The organism is Flavobacterium sp. W21_SRS_FM6 (assembly GCF_052119645.1).
Classification (GTDB): domain Bacteria; phylum Pseudomonadota; class Gammaproteobacteria; order Enterobacterales; family Alteromonadaceae; genus Paraglaciecola.
Window position 1 is genome coordinate 409,335 of sequence record NZ_JBGQOM010000003.1, and the last position, 16,541, is coordinate 425,875.

Below are 16,541 nucleotides of genomic sequence, written 5' to 3' on the forward strand. Positions count from 1 at the left end.
ACTCATTTAAGGAGAGTTATCATGTTAGATCTTATTTTGCACGACCCCGTTGCTTGGGGCTCAATACTCGGTATTGGCATTGTTTGTTCTATGTGTTGTTACTATGCATATTTGTTTATTCACAACACTAAGTTAAATCGCTAGTCAGCTTTTGGTAGGACGTTATACGCTTGAGTCCCCCACAACGGAACCGTTGACAAGCTGTGTTTGAAACTGCCTGATGTTTCTTTGGTTGAATAAGACACATACATTAAAGTTTGTGATCTGGAATCAAAAACTCGACGAATTTTCATATTCTTAAAAAAGATACTCTTTGATTTTTTGAACACAATTTCGCCGCTGTCAGACAAGTCGATAGCTTTTATCATCTCAGCGGTAATTTCACCTGTTTGACGGCAAGAAATTGAACTATCTGAAGGGTCAGACAAGCTTAAATCAGCTTCAATACTAGCAATATGACAGGTAACGCCTGTTACAATTGGATCAACCATAATATCAAGCTTAATATCTTGGGTAGTAAATATACCTAAAGAGATATCACCTACCTCATTACTATCACACGCACTTAACAGACTCATAAAACCAAGCAGTATTAATTTTTTCATCATATATTCCCTCGATGTTCGCTTTGCATCGGCATAGGCTACCATACTAAAGCGATTTTATGTCCTTGCACACAATAAGATAAGGGTTTGGTAATTGATTAATATGGCTGCTCCATGGAGAAAGGCAATGTACCTAAGTATTGAACAGATTCAGGATTACCGATCATCTCATCATAGGGAGAGTCATGCCGCATTTCTGCCTTCACAACTGTGTAAGGTTCAAATACATCACGAATATGTTGTGAACTATGAAAACGCATAGGACTGGCGTTATTAAAAACCAAACCATTTTGCTCGGCAATCTGTAGTCTTACAAAATACAAATTCATCTCGTAAGACAGTACAGTTAATTTATCGATAACAGTAGTGTGTGGTACTAGTTCTGATAATTGAAATTTAGACTCTTGCATAGATAAACCAGACGTTTGATGGTAATTCATATACCTCATTTTACGCCAGAACGATCACTGCATTTGCGCTTCAGTTGACATCACATGTTGAGTGCGCGTGTAAGTAAATTGCAGCCATGCCAACATAATCACACTGGTTAGCAAACTAAAAATGAGGCCCAACATTATCCAAAAGGGTAATACATATACAAAGAGCGCCGAAAGCAAAGACAAATGCTTAAGCCATTCCAACCAAGGTGCCCAAGCTCTATTTTCTAAAATCATTCCCACAGAAAAACTAGCAAACAACACCCAAAATACTATTCCAATCTGCTGATACGTGGCTAAGGAGTTGATATTCAATAGCAACAGTAATCCGATACACGTAGTTAAGCTATGTTGAACTAAACAATAGATCTTGCTTAACAGTGAAATACTAATATCAAATTTTTGAAATTGCTTTAAGTCAGTCTTAACAATAGGAAAGGCTTGGCTCACATCAGCAGGCCGCCAGCCAGTTCGACCAAACCATACTCGACACTTATCAGACAATTTTTTGGTGTGCCAACTGTCTCGACAAAGCTGTGCATAGACCTGCACATTAGCATACAAGGGATTCCAACTTTTTAACGAACCTCGGATACCAAAGATAACAGGATCCGTTGCCAACTCTTCTTGAAATGTACCAAATAGCCGATCCCACAGAATGAACACACCACCATAGTTCTTATCAATATACACAGCGTTTTGCGCGTGATGAACACGATGATTTGAAGGGCTAACAAATATCAACTCAAACCAACCTAGTTTCGGCACATGCCGCGTGTGAACCCAGAATTGATAAATAAGATTAAGTGCTCCGACAGAGATTAATAATAAGGGTTCGACCCCAATAATGGCTAAAGGTAGATAAAAAACCCAACTCAAAAAACTGCTACTTGACTGCCTTAATGCCGTCGTCAGGTTATATTCTTCACTGGAGTGATGAACAACATGGGCTGCCCATAACAAGCTTATTTCGTGACCAAAACGATGGTTCCAGTAGTAACAAAAGTCGTATAGAACAAAAACCGAGAGCCAGATTATGAAGGTATCAGGGAGTGTCAGCAGTGCATAATTTTCATAAATTACTACATAAATTGTAAAGGGAACCATCGCTTTAACTATGTCCAACATGCGACTTAGTACACCGGCACTGAGGCTAACAATCGCATCGTTTATTCGGTAATAATGTGTTTGCCTCACTTTCTCTAATAGGAGCTCTACCCCTATCAGCAGAAAGAAAAACGGCACTGCATATAAAATATAATTCATTTCTACACCTAACTACGCTTATGACCAAGTAGTCCATACTAGCAACTTAAGCAGTTTATGCTGACTAACAAAAAGCGTCCAGCGCAATGTTAACAATACGTTAACGATTATCGATGGTGTTTTTTAAAAGACTTGGAAATAATTGGAACCAAATCTAAGTGAACTTGCCATATCATTTTGTAGTGATTTTAAGTAGTCTAGATATTCAATTTTTCAACAATTGAACATGAAAGGAGACATCATGGAAACCGAAAATGGTAAATCATTAGTACCTCATTTTGCGATTGGGGCGATTGTAATAGTTGTCATTTTAGTTGTTATTTTTTGGCCTTCTGAGCCAGAGCCAGTGATTTCTGAAGTGACGCCTCCCGCCATGGTGCAAGTCGAGCCCGAACGTCAGATTGAAGAAACGCCTCAAATAGTGACAGTTGATGACGAACCAGTCGTGCAGGAAGATGAACCCGAGCCATTGCCCATCCCTGAGCCAAAACCATTGGATACAAGTGACGGCACGGTAAAAACAAAATTGCTGCAATTATCTGACTATGATTCATTGGCCCGCTTAATTGTTGACGACGCTTTATTAAAAAGATTTGTTGTTATGACCTATACCTTAGCGGATGAAACGATAGCGGCGAACAATCGGGTTTTAGTTCAACCAGACAAGCCATTCCGAACCTTTCAACAAGCTGATAAACAATGGATCGATCCCGCTAGTTACAAGCGCTACACCCCTTATGTTGACGCTCTCACTTCAATAGACAGTACTTCACTATTGGAGTTGTACGCTGAATACAAACCGGCATTAGATAGTATTTTTGCTGAGATTAGCGGTCCATCAGAGAATTTTAACGATAAATTGGCCGAGGCCATTAACGTGTTACTCGATACGCCTGAGGTGCCAGTACCTGTTGAAGTATACAATGACAGCGTGATGTTAAAATTTGCTGATCCTCAGTTAGAGGCTTTAACAGCACCGCAAAAACAATTGTTGCGTACCGGGCCAGAAAATATGCGCAGAATAAAAGCAAAATTGCGAGAAATTAAAGAGGCACTGTAAAAATGGCTGATTTTGACCTTGCAAAGTTGCAACATGAAATAGCCACTCAGGATGCCAAATTGCCACCTGTAGAAAAATGGGATCCTCCCTTTTGTGGTGATATTGACATGGAAGTTAAGCATGACGGAAGCTGGCATTACATGGGAACACCTATTTCTCGACCCGCCTTAGTCAAAATGTTTGCCAGTGTGATAAAACGAGAAAACAACAATTATTTTCTCGTTACACCGGTTGAAAAAGTAGGTATTAAAGTTATTGATAGCCCATTTTTGATCACTCAATGGCAACAACAAAGTGGCGACATCATTTTTACCACAAATCTTGAAGACAGCTTTGTACTCGGGTCAAGTCATCCAATAAAACTAATGTACGATAGAGTCAATAACGAGCTTTTACCTTATGCACTGGTGAGAAGAAATTTATGGGCCAGATTACATCAAAACGTCTTTTACCAACTTGCTCAGTTGGGTAAAGAAACCCTCATCGACAACGATGTCCATTTAGTCATTGAAAGCGATGGACAATCCTTCAGTTTAGGGAAATGCACTTAGTCTGAACGGGAAGACATAAAAACAAAAACAGTTATTGATAATGATTCTCATTTGCGTTAGATTAAATTTAACCAAGGAGAACTATTATGACGACTCGCTTTTTATGCCCCAATCATCGCCACTGGCTGCAATCTAACCCGAAAGCTGCTATTGCACATTTGTCTGATACTCAAGATACTGGGCAGTGGTATCGAGAGCAGGGTTTGTGGTCACAAGCTCTACCTTACTTAGGCTGCGCTTTTGAAACCGCAGAAATAGTGCTAAATACATCAACTAAAAATCAAGCAACAGCAGTGATTACTTTTACTTCTTGCGCCGTTTTGTTAGGTGATACATGGCATAAATTAGGAGAACTTGGGCTGAGTCGGCAAGCTTTTCAGTCAGCCCAACAACGCTTAATTCCCGAGCTCAGCCTTTATCAGCAGCAGTCAGATATACAGGCTTGTATTACAGATTGTATTCAGGCTTTAGCGAAAGGTATGGAAGTATCTTCATCGCGCTTTAATCTAAGTTATGAGGCTCGCATGCGCCACTAACGTGCATATGGGGGATTGATCATGTCTACGTTGAACAACGCTCAGCAACTTGAGCAAGATGATTTTCTAGATATTCAAATTAAGGTTGCAGTGTTAGCCAAATTGCTTCAACAGCAAAAGCTATGCGCCGAAGATTTGCATTGTCAGAATCATCAACACAAACACATTTTACTTAACCTACTGTTAGAAGCGGTGAAGGTTTAGATAAAAGGCCGCTTAGCGACCTTTTTGAATAACATAACGGTAAGGACTTTGCTTGATATCGGTGGCAATTAGCTGATGTTCCATAAAACGGCAAAAACTCGGAACATCGCGGGTAGTTGAGTGATCATCGGCAATCACTAACAGCGTTTGTCCAACTGACATTTCACGAATTTTTAAGCGAACCATCATTACCGGCTCTGGGCAACGCAAGCCGGTAGCATCAAGTTGAAAATCTGTATTAGAAAACCTAGTATTTACTTCAAGCATAAAACTTAAATACCGTAGGTTTGGCGGTACTGTTTAATGTTAATTAAATGCTCATCCAAATCGGGACGGTCGGCTAAATAGCTAATCAAATCATCCAAACTTATAATACTCACCACTTTGGTTGCAAAGTCGCGCTCCACCTCTTGAATAGCAGATAACTCGCCCTGACCTCGCTCCTGACGGTCAAGAGCAATCAATACACCGGCTAGTTGAGCATTGTTTGCAGCAATGAGTTGCATAGACTCCCTAATCGCCGTACCCGCAGTGATGACATCATCCACCAGCATGATTTTACCCACCAATGGACTCCCAACTAAATTGCCACCTTCACCGTGAGTTTTCGCCTCTTTTCGATTGAAGCAGTAAGGAACATCAACACCATGCTTATCCGCCAAGGCCACTGCCGTTGTGGTGGCAATCGGAATACCTTTATATGCAGGGCCAAATAGTACGTCATATTCAATCCCTGAGCGCTGTAGAGCCTGAGCATAAAACTGACCAAGCTTGGCTAAATCTCCACCGGTATTAAACAGGCCAGCATTAAAAAAATAGGGGCTGGTTCGCCCAGACTTCAAAATAAATTGACCAAATTTTAAGACACTTCGCGCTACGGCAAATTCAATAAAATCGCGCTGATAATCCTGCATACCAACTCCTACTTTTAGTTCTCGTTCACTCAGTTAAGTGCAGACTTTTGCTCATCAAATAATTCACGCAAGCCTTGTTTAGCCAGCTCCAACATTTCTTGAAGTTCATCAAAACTAAAAGGTTCTGCTTCAGCCGTACCTTGCACTTCAATGAGTTTACCTGTGTCTGTCATCACGATATTCATGTCGGTTTCAGCATCTGAATCTTCGATATACTCAAGATCAGCCACCGCGTTACCTTTGTAGATACCTACCGAAAGTGCTGCGATCATATGTTTAATTGGATTGGTTTTAATAATACCTTTGCTGCGCATCCAAGTTAGTGCATCAACTAACGCAACACACGCACCGGTGATTGAAGCCGTACGAGTTCCACCGTCAGCCTGAATAACATCACAATCAACCACGATGGTGTTTTCACCTAATAGCTTCAGATCTACTGCAGCACGCAAAGAACGAGCGATTAAACGTTGGATTTCAAGGGTACGGCCACCTTGTTTGCCGCGGGCCGCCTCGCGATCTGAGCGGGTATGTGTGGCTCTTGGTAACATACTATATTCTGCAGTGACCCATCCCTTTCCTTGGCCTTTCATAAAACGCGGTACCCCTTCGGTTACAGAGGCATTGCACAAAACTTTAGTATTGCCAAACTCAATTAAAACAGAGCCTTCAGCGTGACAGGTGTAATGACGAGTGATGGTTACGGGACGAATTTGACTTGCTGTTCTGCCACTTGGACGCATGTGGAACTCCATTTAGATAATTAAGCGAATTATACCCATAAAGCGTCTTGGGTGGGTGAAAAAATACAGCCTTGAGTATTATTTGCTGCTAAAGCAAACAACAAGGTTATAATGCCACCATCTAAGTTGTAGGGAATTATCATGATTTATAGTATGACCGCTTTCGCTCGCCGAGAGTGCAAAGCAAAGTGGGGCACTGCCGTATGGGAAATCCGCTCTGTTAATCAACGATTTTTAGAAACCTTTTTCAGATTACCTGAACAATTCAAAAGCATGGAACCGCTGCTCCGAGAACGTTTCAGAGCAAAGCTCCAGCGCGGTAAAATAGAGTGTTCGCTCCGCTTTATCGCCAATGATGCCGCCGTTGGTAAGCTGAGTATTAACGAAGATCTAGCCAAACAAATTATGCAAGCAGCAGAATGGGTGCAAAATCAAGGGCAAACAAGTGGGGTTAACCCTGTGGACGTGCTGAGATGGCCTGGTGTTATAGCTGCAGAAGAAACCGATATGGATGCTATTCAAGCCGAAATATTGGCTGAATTTGATCTTACCTTGCAAGACTTTATTGCAAGCCGAGCGACTGAAGGTAGCAATCTAAAAGCCCTTATTGAACAGCGTTTAGACAATATCAGCGCTGAAGTCGTTAAAGTGACAGCTCACATGCCCGAGGTCATTAAATGGCAACGAGAAAAAATACTAACACGCTTTGAAGAAGCAAAAATTGATCTAGACCCTAGCCGGATAGAACAAGAGATGATTATGCTCGCGCAAAAAGTGGACGTTGCTGAAGAGCTCGACCGCTTAAATTCACACATAGGTGAAACCCATAAAATACTGAAAAAGGGCGGGGCGGTAGGCCGTCGCTTGGATTTTATGATGCAAGAATTTAATCGAGAATCTAACACTCTGGGTTCGAAATCAATCAATAGCGATATCACCCAATCAGCAGTTGAATTAAAAGTACTAATCGAACAAATGCGCGAGCAGATCGCAAATATTGAATAATAAAGGTTTATGGCGCTTCTAATTTAGAAGCGCCTGAATCTCCTACCAAAACATTTCGTTGGCAATGAATAAACCACCTCACTTGTCAAAGAATCTTACGATACAACAAGTACATTGAATGTTTTTTGTACACACCAACATCTAGTAATGAATTAAACGGCCGTCAGGATTGCTATATCTAACTAGCCAGTAAGTTTTACTAAGAACAATGTCAAAATAATTTACATGCAGCCAGTTTAAAAAGGCAATGTAATATTAATATGTTGAAATATATCAATTTAATTTTTTGGATTGATTTATGCAAGACCTGTTTAGTAAGTCTAGTTTTTTAGCTGTGGGAATAATTTCCTTGATGTTTAAGGTGATAATATGTCTTGTTTAACACGAAATTTGCAAAACCAACTTTGTCGTTATTTACAAAAAAACAGCGCTGAGTTTTTTAATCAGGATCCCGAGGGGGTCAGGGTCGCTTTGGTAAGTAAGGGAGTATGCCCCTCCGATGTGACAACGGATCAAGTTAGACTCATTTTAAAACAGGCAGAGAGCCGTTAAATAAAATTTGCTTAATGACGCTAACACCGATTTAAAAACGTAGTTTAATAAGCATCTCAGTCAGATTTGGTTGCCATTGAAAAACCTTGAGATTAACTCGGTAGTTTATAACGGCAAGATTTTCTTCAAGTAGCAAGTCGCGCTGAGTATCAGCATCAGAAGACCCCGAAGGAAAAGCAATTTGTCCGTTTGAGCGTAGAACTCGGTGCCAGTTTACTTTGAGATTTTTAGGTGCAAGTCCTAATGCTTTTCCCACCAAACGAGCGCTACCAGGTAAGCCTGCTAAATCAGCGATTTGCCCATAGGTCGCAACTGTACCAAAAGGAATACACTGCACCGTTAGCCATATTTTATTATATTTGCTGCTCGCGTTTACCATTTCGCCGCGTTACCTTCTGTAGATCAAGGGAAAAAACTTACTAATAACAATCAGTTAGATCAAACATTTTTTGCGATAATTTTTAGTATTTTGCGCTATTAATAACGCGGCGAATTAGGTAAGAAAAAATCTCTTATATTCTTTTTGAAATTAGCCTTGCTTATGGCATGCTTGAGCCATTATTTTGGATCCGCGTAGTTTTAACATAACTTTTCTGTGTTACACAAAAACAAGTTGTGGGTATAAACACTATAGCTAGACTGATGTTGGTGTTTTTTGACTTTTTTTCGCTTTTATTTTTTGGTTTTTTCGACTGTTTTTTTTAGTATTTTTACGGTTTGCTACGCTGGCAATCAATCTGTCCCCCACTTCAATTTATCTGAAATTGGGCAAACGGATATCAGTGATCGTTTACCTTTTTACAGTGTTAATTCTGAAAAACATTCAACACCCACATCACTACCAGAACTTAACAGATTACTCAGCCGATTAGAGCCACATAAAAAGACAAACGCTCTTGGGGATACTTATTTAACAGTATTTACATTAGTTAATGATGGCGACCAAACCGCTTGGTTCATTTACCCTTTTGGCTCAGTTGTTGAACACATAAACGTCTCTATTTTTAACCATTTCCCCTTCAATTCAGAGGCCCAAACAATCTCAACAGGGCAGCTTGAATTAAATTCACAAGATTTTCACTATGGCGTTCCTATTACCTTAGATAAGGGGCACAGCATAACCGTGCTCATGCTATTTAAAAGCGAGTATTTTTTTGCTCCTATCAAAATCCAAATCAGAGCTTTAAAGGAATTGAGTCAACAATTTAATATTGAAAACGTCATCATGTTGCTGTGTTTGGGCGTGTGTATGGCATTAGCAGTTTATAATTTTTTCATATTCTTTGTGGTAAGACAGTATCAATATCTCAACTACGCGCTTGCAACCTTTTGTTTTGCTCTCGGCTGGGCGAGTATTTTTGGTCTACCTGAGCATCTTGGCTTAGGCGTTTCAACCGCATTGCTGATGTCTAGTTTTATACTGGGAGCTGTTTTCTATAGTTTATTTTTTATTCAGTTACTCAAAATGCACGAAACCTCTGCTAAAACGGCATTTATATTGAAGGCCGTGGCATTACTTTGTATTCCAACAGTATTTATTGCCGCCTACAATCCAGGAATCGGATTATATTTAGCCTCTGTATCGACCTCTGTTGTTATGTTTATAGGCTTATATGTAGGGGCAATAGCCTGGTACAGAGGATCAATAACAGCGTGTTACTTTACCTGTGCTTTATTGGCTGTTTTAGCGCCTAATGCTGTTGGTAACTTTATCAACCTAGGCGTATTACCTTCATACAACTTAAATATCTATTTAATGGGTTTAATAGGAAATAGTCTTGAAACCTTGCTGTTTGCTTTTGCTATATCGGTAAAGGTAAGAGAAGTGGCTATTCAAAATTTAGACTTAACACTAAACCTTGAAAAAACAGTTGAACAAAGGACAAACGAACTTAAACAACTGAATAAGGAGCTTGAGCAAAGCAATATTGAATTAGTCGAGGCAAGTTTAGCCAAAGGACGTTTCTTGGCTTCAATGAGCCATGAGATACGTACCCCATTAACTTCAATCATTGGCTATTCAGATGGGATATTATTGGGCGATATTGATAAAGCCGAACAAGACAGGGTGATAAAGATTATTGGCGACAATGGCAGTCATTTACTCAGTGTTATCAATGATATTTTAGATCTCAGTAAAATTGAGGCTAATAAGTTAGACTTTGAATTTATTCCTACCTCGCTTTTTTCTATATTAGGACAAATAGAGTCGGTTGTAGGAACACGAGCTCGAGACAAAGGTTTAGCATTTCACATTGACTATCAGTTTCCACTTCCCTCGGAAATTTTGATCGATCCAACCCGGCTGAAGCAGATTTTATTTAATTTAACCAATAATGCGATAAAATTTACCGAGCATGGCTTCGTTGGTTTAACGGTAAAAACTGAAGAGCAAGCTTTAGTTATTATTATTAGTGATTCTGGGGAGGGTATAGCACCGTCACATTTAGATAAACTTTTTGAACCCTTTACCCAGGCTGATGTTTCGATTAATCGTCGTTTAGGTGGAACCGGCCTTGGTTTAAGTATATCTAAACGGCTGGCATTAGGCTTAGGGGGTGACATTCAGGTAAAAAGTGCACCTCGAAAAGGTTCTAGTTTTACCTTGTCGTTTACGCTACGTGAAACCCTAAATACCATATGGATTTCATCAGTAGGTGAAATTTGTCTCGCTAAGCCTGAGGGTAAGTCTGCTCCCGATAACTTACCTGACTTCAACGGCACACGAGTACTGTTAGCCGACGATCATGCTAATAATCGTGAGTTAATCACTATTATGTTAAAACGCATGAATATCAGTGTTGTTGATGTTGAAAATGGCGAACAAGTTCTAGAAGCACTTTTTCATCAAAAATTTGACCTTATTTTGTTAGATATCCATATGCCCAAAATGGACGGATTAGTTGCTCTTCAAAAAATCAAAGCATTGGGGAATATAACCCCAGTCGTAGCGTTAACTGCAAATAGTATGAATCATGAAGTTCAGTATTATTTGCGATTAGGTTTTAATGATCATTTAGCCAAGCCGATATCTAGAACGCAGTTTATCGACGTACTAAGTCGATATTTATCTATATCTAACTCAGTGCAACCTTTAATAAACCGCAATGACATGTTGGCGTTAACCCGAGATTATCAAAACGATTTAAGAATACAGTTAAGTAAGTTTGAGGCAGCTCGGAAAACAAAAGATATTAAAAAAATTCAGCTTTTGGCTCATAGAATAAGTGGTTCAGCCAGTTCTTTTGGCTTTGATTTACTCGGAAAAGAATACGCTGAATTGGAATATAGTGCTACACAAGAAGATGAGTTAGCTGTAACCCGAGAATTACCGAGAATTATGCGTTTAACTCGGCAATGTATTGATTTACCTTTAGTTGATATACCTCTTGGTATCACCAATCACAGTAACAGCATAGAGCAGCTCTTAAAGGCCTTAAGTCAATTGAGCAACGACATTGACAACTATCTCAGTCATTTTCAACTAAGCTTAACTGAGGGTGCTGTCAGCAGTACTTTAATAGCGATAACGGAACTCAAATATAAACTCGATCAATGTGGTTTGTATGCCGCGAAAGTCACCTTAGAAGAGTTAGAAACTCTATTAAAAAATGACATTGTCGATAATGCGAAATCCACCTTACTCGTTATCGAACTAGATAATCAATTCAGAGCACTAAGGAACTTCCTTGTTTCAACAAGTGCTAAAAATAGGACGTAATACTTAGGGTGTACAGTCTTTAACCAAGGTGACCACATGGTCTTTAACCCTGTCGTTCTCATCAAACTCGATCGACAATCGTATACATTGAGGTCGCTGATTGTCTGGGTGAAGCTTTTCTACATTTGCATGTAGTTCATCACCAGTATAAGTCGCTTCTTTATCAAGCGCATAAACCCACTCAAACACTTTGGTTTTATCAGGCCCAACCAAAATCATAATTTCAGCCTGCTTGTCCCAATAGTTTATCCTCTCGATTGTATGTTGGTCTGTTTTGGTACAGGAAAAAACACTAAGAATGCCGCTAAATATAATCAAGGTAGGAAAAGAGAAATATTTTATCTTCATAAAAGTACGTCCTGTCTGTTATGGCCTAGCTATTACCTTAAAGTAAATATCACAAATTTACTCTTAAATTTAGATAAAATTTGTTCTTATTAGGTCATTAATCTTCGCATACATGAGACATGTTTATTAATACCTAAGGGCAGAGAATTACCGTAAAAATTGTAAGTGAGCATTCGTTATGCTAGAAACAAAAAACCCGACATAAGTCGGGTTTCACATGAAACAATGTATGAGTAAGCTCAGTGACTTTAATTATTTACGTAGTTTTTGAATTAATCGTAACTGCGCGATTGCTTCAGCTAACTCAATAGCTGCCTCAGCATAATTAAAATCAGCACTTGGGTTAGCAATATGCTCTTCTGCACGTTTTTTAGCTTCGATAGCCGCTTGTTCGTCCAAGTCTTCAGCACGTATCGCGGTATCAGCTAATACAGTGATATGGCCAGGTTGAACTTCAAGCACACCACCAGCGATGTAGATCATTTCTTCTACACCGAATTGCTTTACTAAACGAACCATACCAGGTTTCAAGGTAGTTAATAAAGGTGCGTGGCCAGGATTTACTCCTAGTTCACCTTCACTACCAGTGACTTGAATAGACTCGACTAAGCCTGAAAAAATACTATCTTCAGCGCTTACTACATCTAGTTGTACTGTCATAGCGTCCATTGAACCTCCCGATCTGATTGAGTAAAAACGTATCTAAGGATACGTTTTACATCTTTTTCGCTTTTTCAGAGGCTTCTTCTATCGAACCTACCATGTAAAAAGCTTGTTCTGGAAGGTGATCATATGAACCTTCTAGAATGCCTTTAAAACCGTTGATAGTATCTTTCAAAGAGACATACTTACCAGGAGAACCAGTAAATACCTCGGCTACGAAGAAAGGTTGAGACAAGAACCGCTGAATTTTACGCGCTCTTGATACCGACAATCTGTCTTCTTCAGACAATTCATCCATTCCCAAAATCGCAATAATATCTTTAAGCTCTTTATAGCGTTGTAATACTGACTGTACACCACGTGCTGTACTATAATGCTCTTGTCCAATAACAAGTGGATCAAGTTGACGTGAAGTAGAAGCCAAAGGGTCAACCGCTGGATAAATACCTAAAGAGGCGATATCACGCGACAATACTACAGTTGCATCTAAGTGAGCAAAGGTCGTAGCAGGTGATGGATCCGTTAAGTCATCCGCTGGTACATATACCGCCTGAACAGAGGTAATTGAACCTGTTTTGGTTGATGCGATACGCTCTTGAAGTACACCCATCTCTTCTGCAAGAGTAGGCTGATACCCTACCGCTGACGGCATACGACCTAACAATGCTGATACTTCTGTTCCAGCGAGGGTATAACGGTAGATGTTATCTACGAAGAACAATACATCACGGCCTTCATCACGGAATTTCTCGGCCATGGTTAAACCAGTTAATGCTACGCGCAAACGGTTGCCAGGAGGCTCATTCATTTGACCATAAACCAATGATACTTTATCAAGTACGTTGGATTCGTTCATTTCATGATAGAAATCGTTACCTTCACGAGTACGCTCACCTACACCAGCAAATACAGAATAACCACTGTGTTCGATAGCGATGTTACGAATAAGCTCCATCATGTTTACGGTTTTACCCACACCGGCACCACCGAACAAGCCCACTTTACCACCCTTAGCGAACGGACAAACTAAGTCGATAACTTTGATGCCTGTTTCAAGTAGTTCAGTCGAGTTTGATTGCTCTTCATAAGTAGGCGCTGCTCGGTGAATAGACATACGCTCTTCTTCACCGATGGGACCTGCTTCATCAATAGGGTTACCTAATACGTCCATAATACGACCTAAGGTTGCTTTACCCACTGGAACCATAATTGATTCACCAGTGTTCACAACCGCAAGACCACGACGTAAACCATCAGTAGTACCCATGGCGATTGTTCTAACAACGCCACCACCTAGTTGTTGTTGCACTTCTAGGGTCAAACCTTGCAAATCACCTTCTGTGATACGCAATGCGTCATATATTTTTGGAACCGAATCCTGTGGAAATTCGATATCCACAACGGCGCCAATGATTTGGACGACCTTACCTTGACTCATGTTAATTCCTCTTAAATTCGTAAATCTTTGCCTACACCGCTGCCGCACCAGCAACAATTTCACTGATTTCTTGAGTGATTGCTGCTTGACGAGCTTTGTTATATATCAACTGCAAGTCTTCAATAATATCACCCGCATTATCTGTTGCAGCTTTCATAGCAACCATACGAGCGGCCTGCTCAGACGCAGAGTTTTCAACTACGCCCTGATATACTTGGGATTCTACGAAACGAACCAGTAATCTATCTAAAATAGGTTTTGGATCGGGCTCATAAATATAATCCCAACGATGTTGTAACGCTTTCTCATCTGATTTAGGCAAAGGCAACAATTGCTCAATCTGCGGCGCCTGGCTCATGGTATTTACAAATTTATTGAATACCAAAAACAAGCGATCGATTTTACCTTCGTTAAATGCCGACAACATGATTCGCACTAAGCCAATAATATCTTTGACTGTAGGAGCATCTCCAATACCAGATTCAGCAGCAACTACACTACCTCCAAATCGATTGAAAAAGGCACAAGCCTTAGAGCCTAGTGCTGCAAAATCTACCTGCACACCTTGATCACGCCATTTCTTTGCATCTTTAATAACCAATTTGAATTCATTGGTGTTTAATCCACCACACAATCCACGATCGGTTGAAATGACAATATAACCCACGCGTTTTACTTCGCGTTCTTCCAAGTAAGGATGGCGATATTCAAGGTTCGCATTGGCTAAGTGACCAATTACGCTGCGAATATTCTCAGCATAAGGACGACTTGAAGCCATCCGGTCTTGTGCCTTTTTCATTTTAGAAGCGGCAACCATTTCCATAGCGCTGGTGATCTTTTGCGTATTTTTAATACTGCCGATCTTACCTTTTATCTCTTTACCGCTGGCCATAGTTCTATCTCCGATTATTCAACTGAGTTGCTTCTGAGCTAGGCACAGAAGCAACAATTGACTACCACGTTTGCGTTGCTTTAAATTTAGTTAAAGCTTCACTTAATGTGGCTTCAATTTCACCATTGAAATTACCAGTTTTATTAAGATTTCCCATAAGCTCAGCATATTCACTGTTCATGTAAGAGTGTAAGGCAGCTTCAAAATCTAGGATTTTTCCTAGTTCGATATCCTTCAAATACCCTTTTTCAACAGCGAATAAAGAAACCCCCATATCACCCACCGAAAGTGGTGCGTATTGGTTTTGTTTCATTAATTCCATTACTCGCTCACCGTGTTCTAATTGAGCACGAGTAGCGTCATCAAGGTCAGAAGCGAACTGCGAGAAAGCTGCTAATTCACGATACTGAGCCAAGGCTAAACGTATACCGCCACCTAGTTTTTTGATGATTTTAGTTTGAGCTGCACCACCAACACGAGATACCGAAATACCTGCGTTAACTGCAGGACGAATGCCTGAGTTAAACAAGTCAGTTTCTAAGAAAATCTGACCGTCAGTGATAGATATTACGTTAGTGGGTACGAAAGCTGATACGTCACCGGCTTGTGTTTCAATAATAGGTAAGGCCGTTAAAGAACCAGTTTTACCTGTTACTTCACCTTTAGTGTAACGTTCTACGTATTTTTCATTAACACGTGCTGCACGCTCCAGTAAGCGAGAGTGTAAATAAAATACGTCACCAGGATACGCTTCACGACCTGGTGGACGACGTAATAGTAACGAGATCTGACGATAAGCAACTGCTTGCTTAGACAAATCATCATATACGATTAGCGCATCTTCACCACGATCGCGGAAGTATTCACCCATAGTACAACCAGAATAAGGCGCTAAGTATTGTAATGCGGCAGATTCTGAAGCAGATGCGGCAACAACAATAGTATGGGCTAGGGCACCATGCTCTTCTAATTTACGTACTACGTTAGCAATTGTTGACGCCTTTTGGCCTATTGCGACATAAATACATTTAACACCAGAATCTTTTTGATTGATGATGGCATCGATTGCTAAAGCAGTTTTACCTGTTTGGCGGTCACCGATAACTAACTCACGCTGACCACGACCAACAGGGATCATAGCATCAACAGATTTATAACCTGTCTGAATGGGTTGGTCTACAGATTGACGTTCGATAACGCCAGGTGCGATTTTTTCTACTGGTTCAAAACCATCTGCTTCAATCGCGCCTTTACCATCAATAGGGGCACCTAGTGTATTAACTACACGACCTAATAATTTAGGTCCTACAGGTACTTCTAATATGCGGCCTGAAGATTTAACTTTAGTGCCTTCTTGAAGATCCGCATAGGGACCCATAACTACCGCACCTACAGAATCTCTCTCTAGGTTTAATGCGATAGCGTAACGATTACCAGGAAGCTCAATCATTTCTCCTTGCATAACATCTGCAAGGCCATGAATACGGATGATACCGTCGGTTACACCAACAATGGTACCTTCATTACGAGCTTCACTTACTACTTGAAACTGATCAATTCGTTGTTTAATCAGTTCTGCAATTTCAGTGGAATTCAGTTGCATGCT

The 16,541-nt window shown here is 40.3% G+C and carries 20 protein-coding genes; 8 read left to right on the forward strand and 12 right to left on the reverse strand.

Annotation, left to right across the window (positions count from 1 at the left end):
* The first annotated feature begins 21 nt into the window (after positions 1 to 21).
* Entirely contained in the window at positions 22 to 144 is a 123-nt protein-coding gene (locus tag ACEN2L_RS07740) for a hypothetical protein (protein ID WP_306022322.1), read from the forward strand.
* On the opposite strand, the gene ACEN2L_RS07745 is transcribed toward ACEN2L_RS07740, so the two are convergent.
* From ACEN2L_RS07745 to ACEN2L_RS07755, 3 genes are all read right to left on the reverse strand, one after another.
* Complete coding sequence (locus ACEN2L_RS07745) at positions 141 to 608, reverse strand: CreA family protein (RefSeq protein ID WP_306022323.1); 468 nt, start codon at positions 606 to 608, stop codon at positions 141 to 143. The two genes, ACEN2L_RS07740 and ACEN2L_RS07745, sit on opposite strands and share 4 nt — an antisense overlap.
* Positions 609 to 703: 95 nt before the next feature.
* Positions 704 to 1,045: a DUF6482 family protein gene (locus tag ACEN2L_RS07750; RefSeq protein ID WP_441743013.1), complete on the reverse strand. Its 342-nt coding sequence runs from the start codon at positions 1,043 to 1,045 to the stop codon at positions 704 to 706.
* A 24-nt stretch (positions 1,046 to 1,069) separates the two neighbouring features.
* On the reverse strand, positions 1,070 to 2,308 hold the full coding sequence (locus ACEN2L_RS07755; RefSeq protein ID WP_441743015.1) for a sterol desaturase family protein: 1,239 nt from the start codon (positions 2,306 to 2,308) through the stop codon (positions 1,070 to 1,072).
* A 241-nt stretch (positions 2,309 to 2,549) separates the two neighbouring features.
* Between ACEN2L_RS07755 and ACEN2L_RS07760 the strand changes: the two genes are divergently transcribed.
* The 4 genes from ACEN2L_RS07760 to ACEN2L_RS07775 all read left to right on the forward strand — a co-directional run bounded on the left by ACEN2L_RS07760 (position 2,550) and on the right by ACEN2L_RS07775 (position 4,659).
* Entirely contained in the window at positions 2,550 to 3,368 is an 819-nt protein-coding gene (locus tag ACEN2L_RS07760; protein WP_441743017.1) for a DUF3014 domain-containing protein, read from the forward strand.
* Between the two features lie 2 nt (positions 3,369 to 3,370).
* Entirely contained in the window at positions 3,371 to 3,919 is a 549-nt protein-coding gene (locus ACEN2L_RS07765) for a DUF1285 domain-containing protein (protein WP_441743018.1), read from the forward strand.
* A gap of 86 nt (positions 3,920 to 4,005) precedes the next feature.
* A complete protein-coding gene (locus ACEN2L_RS07770; RefSeq protein WP_441743020.1) occupies positions 4,006 to 4,455 on the forward strand; it encodes a hypothetical protein in 450 nt (149 codons plus the stop codon).
* A gap of 21 nt (positions 4,456 to 4,476) precedes the next feature.
* A complete protein-coding gene (locus ACEN2L_RS07775) occupies positions 4,477 to 4,659 on the forward strand; it encodes a hypothetical protein (RefSeq protein ID WP_306022329.1) in 183 nt (60 codons plus the stop codon).
* A gap of 12 nt (positions 4,660 to 4,671) precedes the next feature.
* On the opposite strand, the gene tusA is transcribed toward ACEN2L_RS07775, so the two are convergent.
* Genes tusA through rph form a run of 3 tightly spaced genes read right to left on the reverse strand, consistent with a single transcriptional unit; the run spans position 4,672 to position 6,316 of the window.
* Positions 4,672 to 4,926, reverse strand: coding sequence for a sulfurtransferase TusA (gene tusA, locus ACEN2L_RS07780; protein WP_306022330.1), 255 nt, complete (start codon positions 4,924 to 4,926; stop codon positions 4,672 to 4,674).
* Positions 4,927 to 4,931: 5 nt separating this feature from the next.
* Positions 4,932 to 5,573 (reverse strand): orotate phosphoribosyltransferase, encoded by a 642-nt coding sequence (pyrE, locus tag ACEN2L_RS07785; protein WP_306022331.1) that lies wholly within the window; start codon positions 5,571 to 5,573, stop codon positions 4,932 to 4,934.
* 29 nt (positions 5,574 to 5,602) lie between these two features.
* Positions 5,603 to 6,316, reverse strand: a complete 714-nt coding sequence (gene rph, locus ACEN2L_RS07790) for a ribonuclease PH (RefSeq protein ID WP_306022332.1) — start codon at positions 6,314 to 6,316, stop codon at positions 5,603 to 5,605.
* A 141-nt stretch (positions 6,317 to 6,457) separates the two neighbouring features.
* Here rph and ACEN2L_RS07795 point away from each other — a divergent pair, with 141 nt between their 5' ends.
* Together ACEN2L_RS07795 and ACEN2L_RS07800 are read left to right on the forward strand one after the other, a co-directional pair.
* Positions 6,458 to 7,321: a YicC/YloC family endoribonuclease gene (locus tag ACEN2L_RS07795; RefSeq protein WP_306022333.1), complete on the forward strand. Its 864-nt coding sequence runs from the start codon at positions 6,458 to 6,460 to the stop codon at positions 7,319 to 7,321.
* 369 nt (positions 7,322 to 7,690) lie between these two features.
* Positions 7,691 to 7,873, forward strand: coding sequence for a hypothetical protein (locus ACEN2L_RS07800; protein WP_306022334.1), 183 nt, complete (start codon positions 7,691 to 7,693; stop codon positions 7,871 to 7,873).
* A gap of 31 nt (positions 7,874 to 7,904) precedes the next feature.
* Here the strand turns inward: ACEN2L_RS07800 and ACEN2L_RS07805 are convergent, their stop codons facing one another.
* A complete protein-coding gene (locus tag ACEN2L_RS07805; protein ID WP_441743024.1) occupies positions 7,905 to 8,252 on the reverse strand; it encodes an MGMT family protein in 348 nt (115 codons plus the stop codon).
* Between the two features lie 276 nt (positions 8,253 to 8,528).
* On the opposite strand from ACEN2L_RS07805, the gene ACEN2L_RS07810 reads away from it, so the two are divergent.
* On the forward strand, positions 8,529 to 11,594 hold the full coding sequence (locus tag ACEN2L_RS07810; RefSeq protein ID WP_441743025.1) for an ATP-binding protein: 3,066 nt from the start codon (positions 8,529 to 8,531) through the stop codon (positions 11,592 to 11,594).
* A gap of 3 nt (positions 11,595 to 11,597) precedes the next feature.
* Here the strand turns inward: ACEN2L_RS07810 and ACEN2L_RS07815 are convergent, their stop codons facing one another.
* The 5 genes from ACEN2L_RS07815 to atpA all read right to left on the reverse strand — a co-directional run bounded on the left by ACEN2L_RS07815 (position 11,598) and on the right by atpA (position 16,538).
* Positions 11,598 to 11,942, reverse strand: a complete 345-nt coding sequence (locus tag ACEN2L_RS07815) for a hypothetical protein (protein WP_441743027.1) — start codon at positions 11,940 to 11,942, stop codon at positions 11,598 to 11,600.
* Between the two features lie 252 nt (positions 11,943 to 12,194).
* A complete protein-coding gene (locus ACEN2L_RS07820; RefSeq protein ID WP_306022338.1) occupies positions 12,195 to 12,611 on the reverse strand; it encodes a F0F1 ATP synthase subunit epsilon in 417 nt (138 codons plus the stop codon).
* Between the two features lie 46 nt (positions 12,612 to 12,657).
* Positions 12,658 to 14,043, reverse strand: a complete 1,386-nt coding sequence (gene atpD, locus ACEN2L_RS07825; RefSeq protein ID WP_306022339.1) for a F0F1 ATP synthase subunit beta — start codon at positions 14,041 to 14,043, stop codon at positions 12,658 to 12,660.
* A gap of 31 nt (positions 14,044 to 14,074) precedes the next feature.
* Entirely contained in the window at positions 14,075 to 14,935 is an 861-nt protein-coding gene (gene atpG / locus ACEN2L_RS07830) for a F0F1 ATP synthase subunit gamma (protein WP_306022340.1), read from the reverse strand.
* Between the two features lie 61 nt (positions 14,936 to 14,996).
* Positions 14,997 to 16,538, reverse strand: coding sequence for a F0F1 ATP synthase subunit alpha (gene atpA, locus ACEN2L_RS07835; protein ID WP_306022341.1), 1,542 nt, complete (start codon positions 16,536 to 16,538; stop codon positions 14,997 to 14,999).
* Positions 16,539 to 16,541 lie beyond the last annotated feature (3 nt).

Excerpts from the sequence above, each read along its gene's own strand:
- ACEN2L_RS07740 (WP_306022322.1), top strand. The coding sequence starts at position 22 with ATGTTAGATCTTATTTTGCACGACCCCGTTGCTTGGGGCTCAATACTC.
- ACEN2L_RS07745 (WP_306022323.1), bottom strand. The coding sequence starts at position 608 with ATGATGAAAAAATTAATACTGCTTGGTTTTATGAGTCTGTTAAGTGCG.
- ACEN2L_RS07750 (WP_441743013.1), bottom strand. The coding sequence starts at position 1,045 with ATGAATTACCATCAAACGTCTGGTTTATCTATGCAAGAGTCTAAATTT.
- ACEN2L_RS07755 (WP_441743015.1), bottom strand. The coding sequence starts at position 2,308 with ATGAATTATATTTTATATGCAGTGCCGTTTTTCTTTCTGCTGATAGGG.
- ACEN2L_RS07760 (WP_441743017.1), top strand. The coding sequence starts at position 2,550 with ATGGAAACCGAAAATGGTAAATCATTAGTACCTCATTTTGCGATTGGG.
- ACEN2L_RS07765 (WP_441743018.1), top strand. The coding sequence starts at position 3,371 with ATGGCTGATTTTGACCTTGCAAAGTTGCAACATGAAATAGCCACTCAG.
- ACEN2L_RS07770 (WP_441743020.1), top strand. The coding sequence starts at position 4,006 with ATGACGACTCGCTTTTTATGCCCCAATCATCGCCACTGGCTGCAATCT.
- ACEN2L_RS07775 (WP_306022329.1), top strand. The coding sequence starts at position 4,477 with ATGTCTACGTTGAACAACGCTCAGCAACTTGAGCAAGATGATTTTCTA.
- tusA (WP_306022330.1), bottom strand. The coding sequence starts at position 4,926 with ATGCTTGAAGTAAATACTAGGTTTTCTAATACAGATTTTCAACTTGAT.
- pyrE (WP_306022331.1), bottom strand. The coding sequence starts at position 5,573 with ATGCAGGATTATCAGCGCGATTTTATTGAATTTGCCGTAGCGCGAAGT.
- rph (WP_306022332.1), bottom strand. The coding sequence starts at position 6,316 with ATGCGTCCAAGTGGCAGAACAGCAAGTCAAATTCGTCCCGTAACCATC.
- ACEN2L_RS07795 (WP_306022333.1), top strand. The coding sequence starts at position 6,458 with ATGATTTATAGTATGACCGCTTTCGCTCGCCGAGAGTGCAAAGCAAAG.
- ACEN2L_RS07800 (WP_306022334.1), top strand. The coding sequence starts at position 7,691 with ATGTCTTGTTTAACACGAAATTTGCAAAACCAACTTTGTCGTTATTTA.
- ACEN2L_RS07805 (WP_441743024.1), bottom strand. The coding sequence starts at position 8,252 with ATGGTAAACGCGAGCAGCAAATATAATAAAATATGGCTAACGGTGCAG.
- ACEN2L_RS07815 (WP_441743027.1), bottom strand. The coding sequence starts at position 11,942 with ATGAAGATAAAATATTTCTCTTTTCCTACCTTGATTATATTTAGCGGC.
- ACEN2L_RS07820 (WP_306022338.1), bottom strand. The coding sequence starts at position 12,611 with ATGGACGCTATGACAGTACAACTAGATGTAGTAAGCGCTGAAGATAGT.
- atpD (WP_306022339.1), bottom strand. The coding sequence starts at position 14,043 with ATGAGTCAAGGTAAGGTCGTCCAAATCATTGGCGCCGTTGTGGATATC.
- atpG (WP_306022340.1), bottom strand. The coding sequence starts at position 14,935 with ATGGCCAGCGGTAAAGAGATAAAAGGTAAGATCGGCAGTATTAAAAAT.
- atpA (WP_306022341.1), bottom strand. The coding sequence starts at position 16,538 with ATGCAACTGAATTCCACTGAAATTGCAGAACTGATTAAACAACGAATT.